The sequence below is a fragment of the Alloalcanivorax profundimaris genome (assembly GCF_015265435.1).
GTDB lineage: Bacteria > Pseudomonadota > Gammaproteobacteria > Pseudomonadales > Alcanivoracaceae > Alloalcanivorax > Alloalcanivorax profundimaris.
Genome location: NZ_JABJWH010000015.1, coordinates 13,113 through 28,433, shown reverse-complemented (window position 1 = coordinate 28,433; position 15,321 = coordinate 13,113). Strand labels below are relative to the sequence as shown.

18 protein-coding genes are annotated in these 15,321 nt (G+C 68.9%); 9 read left to right on the top strand and 9 right to left on the bottom strand.

Annotated features, from left to right (window positions below; all coding sequences use genetic code 11):
- Positions 1-29 precede the first annotated feature (29 nt).
- The 4 genes from HMJ39_RS09255 to HMJ39_RS09240 are packed head-to-tail and all read left to right on the top strand — an operon-like array spanning position 30 to position 4,369.
- The gene (locus HMJ39_RS09255; RefSeq protein WP_194865583.1) at positions 30-770 is read left to right on the top strand and encodes a DUF3348 family protein; all 741 of its coding nucleotides are present in this window, start codon (positions 30-32) and stop codon (positions 768-770) included.
- Positions 767-3,028: a DUF802 domain-containing protein gene (locus HMJ39_RS09250; RefSeq protein WP_194297094.1), complete on the top strand. Its 2,262-nt coding sequence runs from the start codon at positions 767-769 to the stop codon at positions 3,026-3,028. Before HMJ39_RS09255 ends, HMJ39_RS09250 begins: the two co-directional genes overlap by 4 nt.
- Positions 3,028-3,654: an OmpA family protein gene (locus HMJ39_RS09245; protein ID WP_161385707.1), complete on the top strand. Its 627-nt coding sequence runs from the start codon at positions 3,028-3,030 to the stop codon at positions 3,652-3,654. Before HMJ39_RS09250 ends, HMJ39_RS09245 begins: the two co-directional genes overlap by 1 nt.
- Positions 3,647-4,369, top strand: a complete 723-nt coding sequence (locus HMJ39_RS09240; protein ID WP_194297093.1) for a DUF2894 domain-containing protein — start codon at positions 3,647-3,649, stop codon at positions 4,367-4,369. The genes HMJ39_RS09245 and HMJ39_RS09240 overlap by 8 nt, the downstream gene beginning before the upstream one ends.
- A gap of 20 nt (positions 4,370-4,389) precedes the next feature.
- Here HMJ39_RS09240 and HMJ39_RS09235 read toward each other — a convergent pair whose 3' ends face one another.
- The 5 genes from HMJ39_RS09235 to HMJ39_RS09215 form a co-directional block, all read right to left on the bottom strand.
- Positions 4,390-4,860: a nucleoside deaminase gene (locus HMJ39_RS09235; protein WP_194297092.1), complete on the bottom strand. Its 471-nt coding sequence runs from the start codon at positions 4,858-4,860 to the stop codon at positions 4,390-4,392.
- Positions 4,853-5,350: a hypothetical protein gene (locus tag HMJ39_RS09230; RefSeq protein ID WP_161385710.1), complete on the bottom strand. Its 498-nt coding sequence runs from the start codon at positions 5,348-5,350 to the stop codon at positions 4,853-4,855. The genes HMJ39_RS09235 and HMJ39_RS09230 overlap by 8 nt, the downstream gene beginning before the upstream one ends.
- Before the next feature lie 7 nt (positions 5,351-5,357).
- Positions 5,358-6,230 (bottom strand): glutathione-dependent disulfide-bond oxidoreductase, encoded by an 873-nt coding sequence (yghU, locus tag HMJ39_RS09225; RefSeq protein WP_194297091.1) that lies wholly within the window; start codon positions 6,228-6,230, stop codon positions 5,358-5,360.
- A gap of 142 nt (positions 6,231-6,372) precedes the next feature.
- Positions 6,373-6,711 (bottom strand): zinc ribbon domain-containing protein YjdM, encoded by a 339-nt coding sequence (locus HMJ39_RS09220; RefSeq protein WP_161385712.1) that lies wholly within the window; start codon positions 6,709-6,711, stop codon positions 6,373-6,375.
- A gap of 61 nt (positions 6,712-6,772) precedes the next feature.
- A complete protein-coding gene (locus tag HMJ39_RS09215) occupies positions 6,773-7,831 on the bottom strand; it encodes an AraC family transcriptional regulator (RefSeq protein ID WP_161385713.1) in 1,059 nt (352 codons plus the stop codon).
- 95 nt (positions 7,832-7,926) lie between these two features.
- Here HMJ39_RS09215 and HMJ39_RS09210 point away from each other — a divergent pair, with 95 nt between their 5' ends.
- Positions 7,927-9,672 carry an N-acyl-D-amino-acid deacylase family protein gene (locus HMJ39_RS09210; protein ID WP_194297090.1) on the top strand — a complete coding sequence of 582 codons (1,746 nt, stop codon included), beginning with the start codon at positions 7,927-7,929 and terminating at the stop codon, positions 9,670-9,672.
- Here the strand turns inward: HMJ39_RS09210 and HMJ39_RS09205 are convergent.
- Entirely contained in the window at positions 9,669-10,124 is a 456-nt protein-coding gene (locus tag HMJ39_RS09205; RefSeq protein WP_194297089.1) for a nucleoside deaminase, read from the bottom strand. The genes HMJ39_RS09210 and HMJ39_RS09205 overlap by 4 nt on opposite strands.
- Positions 10,121-10,507, bottom strand: a complete 387-nt coding sequence (locus HMJ39_RS09200) for a VOC family protein (RefSeq protein ID WP_161385716.1) — start codon at positions 10,505-10,507, stop codon at positions 10,121-10,123. The genes HMJ39_RS09205 and HMJ39_RS09200 overlap by 4 nt, the downstream gene beginning before the upstream one ends.
- A gap of 177 nt (positions 10,508-10,684) precedes the next feature.
- Here HMJ39_RS09200 and HMJ39_RS09195 point away from each other — a divergent pair, with 177 nt between their 5' ends.
- The 4 genes from HMJ39_RS09195 (at position 10,685) to HMJ39_RS09180 (ending at position 13,727) form a co-directional block, all read left to right on the top strand.
- Positions 10,685-11,797, top strand: coding sequence for a ferredoxin reductase (locus HMJ39_RS09195; RefSeq protein ID WP_194297088.1), 1,113 nt, complete (start codon positions 10,685-10,687; stop codon positions 11,795-11,797).
- 10 nt (positions 11,798-11,807) lie between these two features.
- Entirely contained in the window at positions 11,808-12,995 is a 1,188-nt protein-coding gene (locus HMJ39_RS09190; RefSeq protein WP_194297087.1) for a fatty acid desaturase family protein, read from the top strand.
- Between the two features lie 70 nt (positions 12,996-13,065).
- A complete protein-coding gene (locus tag HMJ39_RS09185; RefSeq protein WP_161385719.1) occupies positions 13,066-13,308 on the top strand; it encodes a FitA-like ribbon-helix-helix domain-containing protein in 243 nt (80 codons plus the stop codon).
- Positions 13,308-13,727, top strand: a complete 420-nt coding sequence (locus HMJ39_RS09180) for a type II toxin-antitoxin system VapC family toxin (RefSeq protein WP_194297086.1) — start codon at positions 13,308-13,310, stop codon at positions 13,725-13,727. The genes HMJ39_RS09185 and HMJ39_RS09180 overlap by 1 nt, the downstream gene beginning before the upstream one ends.
- Positions 13,728-13,735: 8 nt before the next feature.
- On the opposite strand, the gene HMJ39_RS09175 is transcribed toward HMJ39_RS09180, so the two are convergent.
- Complete coding sequence (locus HMJ39_RS09175; protein ID WP_194297085.1) at positions 13,736-14,983, bottom strand: type II toxin-antitoxin system HipA family toxin; 1,248 nt, start codon at positions 14,981-14,983, stop codon at positions 13,736-13,738.
- Positions 14,976-15,266 (bottom strand): helix-turn-helix domain-containing protein, encoded by a 291-nt coding sequence (locus tag HMJ39_RS09170; protein ID WP_228462261.1) that lies wholly within the window; start codon positions 15,264-15,266, stop codon positions 14,976-14,978. The genes HMJ39_RS09175 and HMJ39_RS09170 overlap by 8 nt, the downstream gene beginning before the upstream one ends.
- Positions 15,267-15,321: the final 55 nt, after the last annotated feature.

Here is a 15,321-nt window from a genome sequence, read left to right as displayed (position 1 = left end):
GGGCCCGTGATCCGGCCAGGGTGGCAGCGATGAGCAACGGCATGCACAGCCTTCCACAAGCATCCTATCCGGGCGGCCGGCTGGCGCGCCTGCTGGGCGAGCTGCAACTGCTCGACGGCCAGCCCGACGGCGACTTCGCCGAACGCTTGGGGCGGCTGTTCGATCTGTCGGACACCGTGGCCCTGGACGCCGCCAACGCCCACCGCGCCGGCGGCCCCTTCCTGGCCGGCGACAAGGACCTCCAGCGGCTGCGCGGCGACCTGGACAAGGCCCGCGACAAGTTGCTGGCCGGCCTGACCCGGGCGTTCGAGCCGGAGCAGTTGGGCACCCGCAACGGCCTGCCGGCGCCCCAGGCGGACTTCGAGCCCTACCAGGCGTTCTACGTGGCCCGCCAGCGCCAGCTCACCGCCGGCCTGCAACCGGTGCGCGCGCGGCTGCGCGGCGCCCTGGCGGATTGCGGGCCGGAGGCCGCCCGGCTGGCGGAGCTGGACGCGGTGTTCGATGCCACCCTCACCGCCTGGGCGCGGCGCTGTTTCGGCGCCATCCCCAAATTGCTGGCCCGGCGCTTCGACGCGCTCAAGCCGGACGAACAGCGCAGCCTGCTGCACGACGACGCCGACGATCCCCAGGCCTGGATGGCGCCGGGCGGCTGGCTGCACCGCTTTTGCCAGGAGATGCAGCTGCTGCTGCTCGCCGAACTGGAAGCCCGGCTGGAGCCGCCGCGCGGCCTGCTGGACGCTTTGCATAACGAGGTACGCGACCGCACATGACACGTTTTCTCTTCGTTCTGGCCTTCATCCTGGGCGCCGCCACGGTGCTGTGGGTGGGGCTCGGTTTTCTCGCCGGCCAGCCGGTGGCGCTGCTCGCCACCCTGCTGATCGCCCTGGTTTACGGTTTCGGCTTCCTGGAGTTGCTGCGCTTCCGCCGGGCCACCGACCGCCTGCGCGAGAACCTGGCCTCCACCCCCGATGACGAACAGGCCCTGGGCGGCTGGCTGGCGAGCTTGCCGGCGGGGCTGCGCGGCGCCGTGCGGCGGCGCATCGAAGGCGAGGCGGTGGCCCTGCCCGGCCCCATGCTCACCCCGTACCTGTCCGGCCTGCTGGTGATGCTGGGCCTGCTGGGCACCTTCATCGGCATGACCGTGACCCTGCAGGGGGCGGTCACCGCCCTGGACGGCGGCGCCGACCTGCAGGCCATTCAAAGCGCCCTGGCGGCGCCCATCGCCGGCCTCAGCCTCGCCTTCGGCACCTCCATCGCCGGCGTGGCCGCCTCCGCCATGCTGGGCCTGGCCGCCACCCTGTGCCGCCGCGACCGCACCCTGGCCAGCCGCGAGCTGGACGGCACGATCAGCCGCGAGCTACGGCCCTTTTCGCTCAAGCAGCAGCAACACGACGCCTTCCAGGCCCTGCGCGCCCAGTCCGACGCCTTCCCCGCCGTGGTCGAGCAACTGGAAGCGCTTACCGGTCGCCTGGACGCCCTGGGCGAACGCCTGGCCGGCAACCTCAGCGACAACCAGGAGCGCTTCCACGCCCGCATGGGGGAGGAGTACCGCACCCTGGCGGACACCCTGGGCGAGCGGCTGCAACAGCACCTGGGCGACAGCGCCCGGCTCGCCGCCGAAGGCATGCGGCCGGTGATGGAAGACGCCATGGGCCGCCTCCAGGCACAGAGCGAACGCACCCAGGAACGGCTCGGCGAGGTCACCGAACAGCACCTGGCCGGCCTCGGCGAGCACTGGCGCCAGGGCCTGGCCGAGGGCCGCCAGGCCCATGAACAACAACTGGCGGCGCTCAGCGAGCGCTTCGAGCACACCACCCGCCAGGCCGCCGATGCCTGGCGCGACGGCCTGGCGGAACAGAACCGCCAGCAAGCGGACACCGCCGAACACCTGGCCCGCACCCTGGAAGACACCGCCGAGCGCCTGCGCGCCGACAACCAGGCGATGATCGAACACGGCCGCGAGCAACAGGCGGAGCAGGCCAGCCGCCACCAGGAGCAACTGGCGCGCACCGCCGAAGGCTTCCAGGCCAGCATCGACCAGGCCGCCCGGCAATGGCGGGAGGGCCTGGAACAACAGGGCCAGGCCGCCGCGGAACTGGTGGCCGGCCTGGACCAGGCCCTGGCCCGCCACGGCGACGCCTTCCAGGCCACCACCGCCGAGCTGCTGGAGGGCCAGCGCCAGGGACAGGACGCCCTGCGACAACAGGCCACCGACCTGCTGCGCGACGCCGGCGCCACCCTCCAGGGCCACCGGGACGCCTTCCAGGGCGCCGTGCGGGAACTGCTGGACGGGCAACAGCGCGGCCTGGACCAGCTCACCGCCCGCACCGGCGAGGAGCTGGCCGCCCTGCGCGACCAGGAGCAGGCCCGCGGCGAGGCCGCCGGCCAGCGGCTGGCGGAGCTGGAAGCCACCGCCGCCCGCCACCTCACCGAGCTGGGCACGGCCCTGGAAGCGCCCATGACCCGATTGATCGAAACCGCCTCGGAAACCCCCAAGGCCGCCGCCGAGGTAATCAACGAACTGCGCGCGGAAATGACCCGCAACAGTGAGCGCGACAACACTCTGCTGGAAGAGCGCCAGCGCCTGGTCAGCGAACTGGACCGCCTGCTGGGCGCCCAGCGCCAGGCCGCCGAGGCCCAGCGCGAGGCGGTGGAAAGCCTGATCGTGGACGCCGGCGGCGCCCTGCGCGCGGTGAGCGACACCTTCACCGCCCAGGTGGAACAACAAAGCACGCAACTGGAAACCCTGGCCGGCGACCTCACCGGTGGCGCCAAGGAAGTGGCCAGCCTGGGCGAGGCCTTCGGCGCCGCCGTGGCCCGCTTCGGCGAGGCCAACGAGGGCCTGCTGGCGACCCTGCAGCGCGTGGAAGAGGCCCTGGCCCGCTCCGCCGAGCGCAGCGACGAACAGCTCGCCTACTACGTGGAACAGGCCCGCGAGGTGATCGACCTGAGCCTGGGCGCCCAGAAGGACGTGATCGACGCCCTGGGCCGGGTCGGTGACGCGCCGGCTTCCTCCGGGGCGGACTGATGGACCATCACGGCGACACCCAGGCGACCCCGGTGTGGGCCATCTTTTCGGATCTGATGGCCGCCCTGGTGGGCATCTTCGTGCTGATTCTGGTGTGGGTGATCGGCATCCAGCTGGAGCTCAGCCAGTCCCTGCAAGAGGAGCGCGCCAAGCTGCAGGCCGAGCAGCAGCGCCGCCAGGCCCTGGAAGAGGCGCTCGCCGATCCGCTCGCCAGCGGCCGCATCTCGTTCCAGAACGGCCGCATCGGCATCAACGGCAGCGTGCTGTTCGCGATCAACTCCGACCGCCTGCAAAGCGACGGCGAAGCCCTGCTGCGAAGCCTGGTGGCGCCGCTCAAGCAATACCTGAGCGAGCACGACGAGCTGCTCATGGTCAGCGGCTTCACCGACGACCTGGCGATCCAGAAGGGCAACCTCCGCTACAGCGACAACTGGGGCCTGTCGGCGCAACGCGCCCTCACCGTGACCCGCACCCTGATCGACCAGGGCCTGCCGGAGGAGCGGCTGTTCGCCGCCGCCTTCGGCGACAACCAGCCGGTGACCCCGAACACCGACGACGACGCCCGGGCCCGGAACCGGCGCGTGGAAATCACCACCGTGCCGCGCCAGGACCACGGCGATGAATGACCACGCCAGCGCGCCCCCGGGCGAGCGCCTGGACGCCCTGCGCGAGCAGGGCGCCGAACGCTTCGACCCGGTGCGCTTTCATTATCTGGACGCCCTGGCCCGCCGCCTGGACGGCGACCACCGGCCCGGCCTGGCCGGCACCCGGCAAAAGCTGGAGCAGCAACTGGCGACGCTGGAACAGGCTCTGCAGGCGGCCCGCCGCCACACCGACGCGCTCATCGAGCAGTGCGACGACCCGGCCCGGCGCGCCCGTCTTCAGGCGCTCGGCGAACGGGGCGAGCACCACGCCGCCCGGCGCCTGGCGGACAGCGCCAGCGGCGGCCCCTCGCCCCTGGCCGAGCTGGTCCGTCACCTCGGCGCCGCCGACGACACCTCGGCCGCGCCCGCCGACGCCTCGCCGCTGGACGCCCTGCTCCACGAGCAGCACCAGCGCCTGCGCGCCCACCACCAGGGGCAGGACGACGCCGCGCCCAAACGGGACCTGAAAGCCGCCGCCGAGATCCGCGCCCGCCACGCCCGGCAGCGCACCGCCCAGCGGATCGACGCCGCCCTGGCGCAACCCACCGGCGATGCCGGCCCGCTCAACTCCCACCGCCAGGTGGTCCGCGCCCTGGACCAGCTCCACGAGCTGGCACCGGAATACCTGGAACGCTTCGTGGGCTACGTGGACACGCTCATGGCATTGGAGAAAGCACTCGGTAATCGGCGCGGTTAGGGGGCATCCGGCGCACCGCTTCAGCCGCGATACCGACGGTGCAAGGCGCGCACCTTCTCGGCCAGATCCGGCACCGGGCCGGTGACCGGCACGCCCGGTGCCACCTGCCGGATCGACAGGCCGGCCACCGGCGACGGCGGCAGGCCCCATTCCGCCCGCCAGGCGCGCAACTGCTCGCCGGAGCTGGCGTAAACGATGGGGCCCAGGCCCACCCAGGCGTGGGCGGCGGCGCACATGGGGCAGTGTTCCCCGGAGGTGTAGACGGTGGTGCGGGCGCGCCGCTCCGGGGACAGGTGTTCGGCGGCCCAGCGGGCGATCTCGAATTCCGGATGGCGGGTGTGGTCGCCGCCGCCCGCCCGGTTGCGGGCGGTGAACAGCACCGTGCCGTCCCCGTCCACCAGCAGCGAACCGAACGGCTGGTCACCGGCGTCCAGGGCCTGCTCGGCCAGATCGATGCAATGCGCCAGATGGGCGCGGTCGGTGTCATTCATCGGCGTACACCGCCACCTGCTGGAAAAAGGCGGCCCGGGCCAGGTCGCCGCGCAGGGAACGCCGCTCGCCTTCGCCGTGCGCCTCCGCCAGCGCCCTTTTCAATACCGCCGGGTCTTCCTGGCGCCACAGGCTCAGGCCCAGGGTGGGCACCCGAAAGGCGCGCCCGGGTTCCTCCGCGTCCTCCTCCACCGGGCCGAAACGGGCCAGGTGAGCGAGCACGGTGTCGGCGCCGGCCTGGAACAGATCCAGGCCCTGGTAGCGCAGCGGCAGCGGGTCGGTGGCGGCGATCCATTCCGCCCTTTCGTCACGGTCGTAGTGCACCGCCAGGGCGCCACCGTGGAACAGGTCCCGAGCCGGGAAACGAACCCCGAAGCGCTCATAGGCCGGGGTCGATTCCACCCGCGTGCCCACCGCCTCGCGCACCGCCCGGGGGGAATCCCCCAGGCGCGCGGCGCCGATGCCCTGGCGGGGATAGACAAGCAGAGGCATGGCGATATCAGCCACCGTCGCCGATCTTGTCCTGGGTCCGGGTCTCGAAGTCGCTGGCGTCGTGACGTTCGCGGAGTTGCGAGGCGGGATCACCGAAGGCCCGGTTCACCATGCGGCCGCGCTGAACCGCAGGACGGGCGTCGATGTCCTCGGCCCAGCGCAGCACGTTCTTGTAGGACGTCACGTCCAGGAACTCGGCGGCGTCGTAGAGCCGCCCCAGCACCAGCTGGCCGTACCAGGGCCAGGTGGCCACATCGGCGATGGAGTACTCGTCGCCGGCCAGGTAGGCGTTGTCGGCCAGGCGCCGGTCGAGCACGTCGAGCTGGCGCTTCACTTCCATGGTGTAGCGGTCGATGGGGTACTTGTACTTCTCCGGCGCGTAGGCGTAGAAGTGCCCGAAGCCGCCGCCCAGGAAGGGCGCCGCGCCCTGCTGCCAGAACAGCCAGTTCATGCACTCGGTGCGCACCGCCGGGTCGGCGGGAATCAGGGCTCCGAATTTTTCCGCCAGGTAAAGCACGATGGAGGCGGTCTCGAACACCCGGCGCGGCGGCGTCACGCCGTGGTCCATCATGGCCGGGATCTTGGAGTTGGGGTTGATCTCCACGAAGCCGCTGCCGAACTGGTCGCCCTCGCCAATGTTGATCAACCAGGCGTCGTACTCGGCGCCCTCATGCCCCAGGGCCAGCAGCTCCTCCAGCATCACCGTGACCTTGACGCCGTTGGGCGTGGCCAGGGAATAGAGCTGCAGCGGGTGCTTGCCCACCGGCAGTTCCTTGTCGTGGGTGGCGCCGGCGATGGGCCGGTTGATGCTGGCGAACTTGCCGCCGCTGGCGGCTTCCCATTTCCAGACCTTCGGCGGCGTATAGGTATCGTCGGACATGAACTGCTCTCCCGTTCAGAAACGAAGCGGCGCGAAGCCGGACCCGGCACCATAAAACGTCCCGCGCGGGGTTGGAACGGGCGGCGCCGCCAAGGCTTCCTATGATGGCGAAAGGCCGCGCCGATGGCGACCCGCCGCCGGCTCAGACTTTCTTGACGAACTCGGACTTCAACTTCATGGCGCCGATGCCGTCGATGCGGCAATCGATGTCATGGTCGCCGCCCACCAGGCGGATGCCCTTGACCTTGGTACCCACCTTCACCACCGAGGACGAGCCCTTGATCTTCAGGTCCTTGATCACGGTGACGGTGTCGCCATCGCTGAGCACATTGCCGTTGGCGTCCTTGATCAGGTCCGCTTCGGCGGCGGCCTGCTGGTCGGCGGCGTTCCATTCGTGGGCGCATTCCGGGCACACGAACATGGCGCCGTCTTCGTAGGTATAGGGGGAGTTGCACTGGGGGCAAGCGGGCAATTCACTCATCAGCTTTCTCTGTCGGTTGCACGAACGTCGGTTGCACGGACCCGGCGGACCGGGGCGCAAATCATAGCATAGCGCCGGCGTCCCGCCGGCCAGGGCCCACCACCGCGTGGTCGCGCCGCCAGCGGCGGGGCGGGCAACCGTGCACCCGAAGGAAGGCCCGGGAGAAGGCGCTGACGTTGGCGTAGCCCAGCAAACCCGCCAGCAGGGTCACCGGAATGGTGGACGCGGCCAGGTGCCAGCGGGCCGCCGCCATGCGGGTTTCCGTGAGCAGGGTGTTGAACCCGGCGCCCTGCCCCCGCAGCCGCCGCTGCAGGGTACGCGGGTGCAAACCCAGCAAGGTGGCGATGTGCTCCAGATCGTGCCGGCCGGCGGGCAGGGTCTGGCTGATCAGGGCACGCACCTGGCGCGCCAGGTCGTCGCCGGTCTCGTGGATCAGCCGCTGGATGTAGCCGTCCAGATAGCGGTTCAGGGCATCGCTGGCGGGCACCAGCCGGCGGCGCAGAATGGCGGCGTCGAACACCAGCACATCCTGCTCCTCGTTGAAGGACACCGGCGCCGCGAAAAAACGTCGGTACCGGGCCGGGGCGGCCAGCGGCCGATGGCTCAGAGCCACCCGCGATGGCTTGATGTCACGGCCGATCAGTTCCTGGATCAGGCGCAGGCAGGCGCCCACGGACAGCTCCCGGTAGACGCGCCGGTCCAGATCATCGTCGAACAACTCGAAGCGGTACACGTACAAGCGGCCGGCGGTGACCTGGCTGCTCCAGTACTCGCCCTGGTTGTGCAGCGCGATGTGCCGCTGCAGCACCGCCAGCCCGGCCTCCGGCCCGGGGCTGTCCTGGATCAGCTTGCCCAGGGCGCCAAGCATGGCCATGCCCTGCCCGTCCGCCATGCGCAGACCGAAATCCGGGCACCGCAGATGCCGGGCACAGCCGCCCAGCAGCGCGGCGAAGCGGGCCACCGGCATGATGGCGTCCGGGTCGCCGAGCAGGTCCGGCGACAGGCCGTGATCGCGCAGCAACGCCAGGGGCTCGCCGCCCAGGCTCTCCACCAGGGGGCGCCAGCCCATCAGCGCGCCGCTGCGCACGCCGTAACCCGGTGTGGATAGCGAGGAAGGCATGGCGGTGTCGTGAATTGGTAAGTCTGGCCCAGTATAGCCGCCTATGCTGATGGCGTCCCAATGGCCCCCGATAACCACAACAAGAGGACCCTGCCATGGCACAACACTACGATTTCGTGATTCGCGGCGGTCGCTACTTCGATGGCACCGGCGCCCCGGCCACCGACAGCGACGTGGCGGTGAAGGACGGCCGCGTGGCGGCGGTGGGCCCGGCGCTGGATGCCGACGCCGCGGACCGGGTGATCGACGCCCACGGCAAGTGGGTGCTGCCCGGTTTTCTCGACACCCACACCCATTACGACGCCGAACTGCTGGTGGCGCCGAGCCTGTCGGAATCGGTGCGCCATGGCGTCACCACGGTGCTGGTGGGCAGCTGCTCGCTGTCGATGATCTGCGCGGACACCGAGGACGCCTCGGACATCTTCACCCGGGTGGAAACCGTACCCCGGGAGAAGGTGCTGCCGATCCTGGAAGCGAAGAAAACCTGGCGCACGCCGGCCCAATGGCTGGAACACATTCACTCCCTGCCGCTGGGGCCCAACCTGATCTCCCTGCTCGGCCACAGCGACCTGCGCACCGGCGTCATGGGCCTGGAGCGGGCCACCGACCGCCGCACGCGCCCCAGCGAGCAGGAACAAAAAACCATGGAAGCGCTGCTCGAGGAGGCCCTGAAACTGGGCTTCGCCGGCCTCTCCACCATGTGCCTCAAATTCGACAAGGTGGACGGCGAGCGCGCCTGGTCCAAGACCCTGCCCAGCACCTATGCCCGCTGGAGCGAGGTGCGCCGCCTCAACCGGCTGCTGCGCCGCTACGACCGGGTCCACCAAGGCGCGCCCAACGCCGCCAACCCGTTGCAGATATTCCAGTACCTGGGCGAGGCCGTGGGCCTGCTGCGCAAACCCCTTAAGACCACGCTGATCTCCATGCTCGACCTCAAGGGCAACGCCACCGTGCGGCCCATGGCCATGCTCTCGGCGCGGGTCACCAACTGGCTCAACGGCGACTTCCGCTGGCAGCCTCTGCCCACCGCCTTCTCGGTCTACGCGGACGGCATGGACGTGGTGCTGTTCGAGGAATTCGGCGCCGGCGAAATGGCCCTGGACCTGAAGGACCAGATCGAACGCAATGAACTGCTGCAGGACCCGGCCTACCGCCGGCTGTTCCGCAAGAACTACGGCGACAAGCTGTCACCGCGCGTCTGGCAGCGGGACTTCGCCGACGCCGTGGTACTGGACTGCCCCGACCCGGCCCTGGTGGGCCGCGACTTCGCCAGCCTGGCCGCGGAGCGCGGCGTGCATGTGGTGGATTTCTTCCTCGACGCCATGATCGAACACGGCCGCAAGCTGCGCTGGTTCACGGTGATCGGCAACCATGACCAGGAACGGCTGAAACAAATGGTGTGCTTCCCGCACACCCTGCTCACCTTCTCCGACGCGGGCGCGCACATCCGCAACATGGCGTTCTACAACATGCCGCTGCGCTTCCTGAAACTGGTGCTCCAGGCACAACGTCAGGGCGAGCCGGTGATGCCCATGGAAAAAGCCATCTGGCGGCTCACCGGCGAACAGGCGGACTGGCTCGGCGTGGAAGCGGGCAAGATCCGCCCCGGCGACCGCGCCGACCTGATGATCCTCGACTCCGCCGGCCTCGACCAGGAACTGGAACAGCCGCAATGGGCGGAGATGGAAAACTTCGGCCTGCAGCGCATGGTGAACCGCAACCCGGGCATCATTGAAGCGGTGTGGATCAACGGCAAGCTGGCCATGGAAAACGACCGGGTGATGCCGGCGCTGGGCCGGGAGGCCGGCTTCGGCCGCTTCCTGCCGGCGGGCGGGGCTTAATCCTCGCCGATGTCCTCGTGCCAGACGTCCGGGTTGGCGCGGATGTAGTCGGCGAGCAGGGTCTTGCAGTCCGGGTCGTCCAGTTCGATCACGCGCACGCCGTGGGCGCGCAGCTCGTCCAGGCCACCGGGGAAATTCTCGGACTCGCCCACCACCACGGTGCCGATGCGGAACTGGCGCACCAGGCCGCTGCAATACAGGCACGGCGCCAGGGTGGTGACCATGATCTTGTCGCGGTAGCGGCGCTGGCGGCCGGCCTTGCGGAAGGCGTCGGTTTCGGCGTGCACCGAGGGATCGTCTTCCTGGATGCGCCGATTGTGGCCGGCGCCCAGCAGGGTGCCATCGGCGTCGAACAGGGCGGCGCCGATGGGGATGCCGCCCTCGGCCAGGCCCTGGCGGGCCTGTTCCAGGGCCACCTTGAGCAGGGCGCGGTAATCCAGGGTATCGCTCATGTCGGGTACACCACGAAGGCCAGTTTGTTGCCATCCGGATCGCGCACATAGGCGGCGTAGAAACCGTCGCCGTACTGCGGCCGCCAGTCCGGCTCCCCCTCGTCGCGACCGCCCTGCTCCAGGGCAATGTCGTAGAGGCGATCCACCTGCTCCGGTTCGGAGAACTGAAACGCGGTCATCCCGCCGTTGCCCACCGACGCCGGTTTACCGTCGAACGGATAGCCGACGAAAAAACGCGGTACGTACGGGTCGTCCTCGCGGCCGTAGGACACGCACTGGTCGTCCCGCCAGCACACCTCCAGATCCATTTCCTGGAACAAGGGTTCGTAGAAGGCCAGCGCCCGGTCCAGGTCACGGGTGCCCACCATGGTGTAAGCCAGCATAGAAATCCTTGGCGATCGTTGCCCCCAAATCAGGGTGAGGATAGCACGCGACGGAGACCGGATTGACCTTCACGCCAGACCGATTGGCCCCGGCGCAACGTTGAACAAAATTGCCGTCTTCTCAAACGCCGGCTTTGTCGTTAATGTGAACACCTGTACACATTCCAGGAGGCAGGCATGACGACCCCGGTACCGGAAAGCAAGGCACCCAGGCGCTGGCTGACGCGGCTGTCCGCGATCAGTGATATGTTCGCGTTCCCGCTGCGCACCTCCCACTACGTGGAGCTGGTGAACCCGCTGTGGACCACCCACCGCATGCACGCCCGGGTGGTGGACGTGTGGGATGAAACCCGCGATGCCCGCACCATCACGCTCAAGCCCGGCGCCAACTGGCGGCTGCACCGGCCGGGCCAGCACATCCGCGTGGGCATTCCCGTGGACGGCCGGCACTACACCCGTACTTATACCATCTCGTCGCCGCCGGAGCGCGACGACGGCTGCTTCACCATTACCGTGAAGAAGATCGACGGCGGGCGCCTGTCCCACCACATCGTGCGCAATCTGAAGGTGGGCGATTTCATTCCCGTGGGGCTGCCCCAGGGCGAGTTCTACCTGCCGGACGCCTCGCCGGTGCAGCCGCTGTTCATTACCGCCGGCAGCGGCATCACCCCGGCCATGAGCATGGTGCGCAGCCTGATCGACCAAGAGCGGCTGCCGGACACGGTGCACATCCACTACGCGCCCCATGAGTTCGACACCATCTTCGGCCGCGAGCTGCGCCGGCTGGACCAGGCGCAGCCGCACTACCACCTGCACGAAGTGCACACCCGCCACGCGCCGGAGGACGAAAGCCATTTCACCGAAGCGCAGCTGGAGCGGCTGTGCCCGGACTGGCGCCAGCGTGACTGCTACGCCTGCGGGCCGCCGGCGTTGCTGGCCGCCCTGGAGGAAACCTGGGAGCGGGCCGGCCTGGCCTCGCGGCTGCACATCGAGCGCTTCCGCGCCGACTTCGCGCCGATTCCCGACGACGCCGTGGGCGGCCGGGTGCGTTTCGCCGGCAGCGATCTGGACGTGGACGCGGACGGCGAGACCAACCTGCTGCGCGTGGCCGAGGACGCCGGGCTGAACCCGCCCCACGGCTGCCGCATGGGCATCTGCCATACCTGCAACACCACCCTCACATCCGGCTGCGTGCGCGACCTGCGCAGCGGCGACTTCATCAACGAACCCGGCGCCATCGTGCAGGTGTGCGTGTGCGCGGCCGCCGGGGACTGCGAACTGGCACTTTAGGGAGAACGGCATGAGCACGAAACGACCCTTGCCGGTGGACCTCACCGACGAACAGATCGACGAGTTTGGCCGTGAGATGGACGCCATCTACCACGAGACCCTGGAATCCCGGGGCGAGAAGGACCGGCTCTACATCCTGCGGCTGATCCGCACCCAGCGCGCCATGGCCCTGGTGGGCCGGCTGGTGATCTACGCCAGCCTGTTTCTGCTGCCGGCCTGGGGCCACGCCCTGGCGGGCTGGCCGTCCACGCTGATCGTCATGGCCCTGGGCGTGATCCTGCTGGGCCTGGCAAAGATCCTGGAGAACATGGAAATCGCCCACAACGTGCTGCACGCCCAGTGGGACTGGATGAAGGACCCGGAGATCCAGTCCAACACCTGGGAGTGGGACACCATGAGCCCCTCGGACCGCTGGATGCACTCCCACAATGTGGTGCACCACACCTGGACCAATGTGCTGGAGAAGGACCTGGACGTGGGCTACGGCATCATGCGCGTGACCCCGCATCAGCCCTGGAAACCGGCCTACCTGCTGCAGCCGGTGTACTTCGTGCTGCTGATGCTGCTGTTCGAGGAAGGCGTGGCGCTGCACGAGCAGGCGCTGATCGACGTGGTCGAGCGCAAGAAGAAGCCCAAGGAAATCCTGCCGCTGATGAAGCACATCGGCCGCAAGGTGTGGGGCCAGGTGCGCAAGGACTACATCATGTGGCCGGGTCTGGCCGCCCTGGTGGCGCTGCCGATTTCCCTGGTGGTGCCGGAATCGCCGCTGACCGTGTTCCTGCTGGTGGCCGGCGCCAACTTCGTGGCCAACATCATGCGCAATATCTGGGCCTTCGTGATCATCTTCTGCGGGCACTTCCCCGCCGGCGTTTATCACTTCACCCAGGAGCAAACCGAAGGGGAATCCCGTGGCCAGTGGTACCTGCGCCAGCTGCTGGGCTCCGCCAACATCACCGGCGGCCCGCTGTTCCATGTGATGTCCGGCAACCTGAGCCACCAGATCGAGCACCACCTGTTCCCGGACCTGTGCAGCAACCGCTACCCGGAGGTGGCGCCCCGGGTGAAAGCCCTGGCGGACCGCTACGGCCTGCCCTACAACTCCGCGCCCCTGTGGCGGCAGTTCGGCACCACCTGGCTGAACAACCTGCGGCTGGCGCTGCCCGGCGGCACCACGCCACCGGAGCCGGCGCGGGCCTGAGGCCGGCCGGTGGCTTTCCTCCGGATGACAGCAGTGCTAGCATTGCTGTCATCCATTGAGGAGAACGCCGATGAGCACCCTGACCGTCCGCAATCTCGATGACGACCTGAAACAGCGCCTGCGGCTGGAAGCCGCCCGCCACGGCCATTCCATGGAAGAGGAAGTGCGCCGGATCCTGCGCCGCGCCCTCAGCGAGCCGGCGCCGGAACAGGGCCTGGGCAGCCGCATCCGCGACCGCTTCGCCGCCTACGATGGCCAGGAGCTGGAGCTGCCCGAGCGCCGCGACCCGCCGCGTCCGGCGGACCTGGATTGATGATCGTCCTCGACACCAATGTGCTCTCCGAGCTGATGCGCCCGGCGCCGAACCCGGTGGTGGTGCACTGGCTGGACCGGCAACCGGCCCGGGACGTGGCCACCACCAGCATCACCGTGGCGGAGATCCTGTACGGCATCGAACGGCTGCCCGCCGGCCGCCGGCAACGCACCCTGGCGATGCTGGCCGCCGAGCTGTTCGACCGGGAATTCAGCGGGCGCCTGCTCACCTTCGATGCCCTCGCCGCCAGCCACTACGCCCAGAAAATCGCCAACGCGGAACGCAACGGCACCCCGGTGAGCATGGCCGACGGCCAGATCGCCGCCATCTGCGAGACCCACGGCGCCACCCTGGCGACCCGCAATACCAAGGACTTCGAGCCTCTTGGCATTCCCTTGATCAACCCCTGGGTATCGTAACACCGCTTCTACAAACGGCTGGCAGTGGCCAGATCCTCATGTTCGAAGGCGCTTTCCATGCGCTTGATTTCAGCAGCGGGAGCGCCCCGCTTTCTCGCCGCATCACGCCACCCCTTACAGGCTTTGGCCACTTCCCGAATGCACGCATCCGCTTCCGCCGGTTTGAGGGAAAATTCGTCCGCCACGGAGCGCAGCAGTTCGATGGAGCAGGTGCCGTCATCCAGATCAATGTTGGTGGCCAATACGCGGGCTTTCATATCCTGAGGCGTGGGGTTGAGGTCATAGGCCGGCGACAGGGACCAGCCGGCCATGCCTTGCCACAAGAATCCGTGATTGCGCAGATGATCGTCCACGTTGGAAACCAGGATGGAAAACGCCACTCGCCGGAACAGTTCCTGGCGATCCTCGCGGGCGCTCGCCCCTTGCTCGGCAAGAGCATCGACGATCTCCAGATAGCTGCCCCGTTCGCCATCCCGGTGCTCGGTCATCGACATGGCCGACAGGAAAGGAATCCGCTCATCGCCGTCGCGGTCGAATCGGCGGGACAACAACACAGGCCGCCCGGCCACTTCATGCAATTCGTGGTCGGCCGCGCGGATCCCCGCCCGCGCCGCGAGGTCCAGGGCGATGGCTTCCCAGCGTTCCAGGGAATATTCGTCGGTTTCCTTAGGGAATTTGGCGATCGCCAGCCGGCCGTGCTGATCGATCACGGACGCCTTGGGGCGGGCGCCCCCCAGCGAAGAGCCCGGCGCGAAGATCATGCGCAGGTCTTCATCGGTCTCGTCACCGCGAACGATCCGCTCCGAAGCTCCGAGCAGATCACCCAGCGCCAGCAGGTCCGGCACGCCCCGGGACTGAGGCGCCTGAAAGACCTCATCCCCTTCCCACCGAAAGCGCAGCGCGCCAAGCCGGGTCAGGTCCGAGACACCGAGCAGAAAGTCGGTCTCGTGAAGGGGGCGCACCGCCCGGCCTTCCCGTTCCGCCGTGCGCCGTTCGCGGCGGCGCATCAACATGCGGCCCCAAGTGTCCGGCGCGGAATCGCCCAGGGTGCCGAACATTTCCGCGCCCGCCGGCGGGCGGAACAGGCCCGGCCCCACCGGCAGCGCCGGGTCCATGGAAAAGCGGTCGTCCGCCGCCAACCATTCCGGCGCGTACTCGAAGGTCACCGTTTCCCGGCCCCGGCTGGCATGGCGGCGCAACAGGCCAACGCGACGATTCCGGCGCCGCCAATCCAGAAACACTTCGACGTTACTCATCCTTGTCACCCCTCGCGCGGAGCGATGAGGCCCGCTGGCGCAGCGATTCCCGGCTGATCTCAAGCCCTTGGGGGTCCCCGGCGCTGTCGGCCAGGTCCGCCAGCCGGGGCAGCATGCCCAGCGCCTGCAGCACACCGGCCAGAATCGCGACGCTCACCGCCGTGTCCCCCTTCTCCAAACGGGTCAGGGTGGCGCGGGAAGTCGCGGCGCGCTCGGCCACGATTTCCATGGACAGGTTACGGCGCAGGCGCGCTTCGCGGATATCCTCGCCCAGTTTCCGCAAGGCTCGGCGGGCCGCCGGAGAGGGACGATAAGGAGTAGGCATAATGTAATCTTCA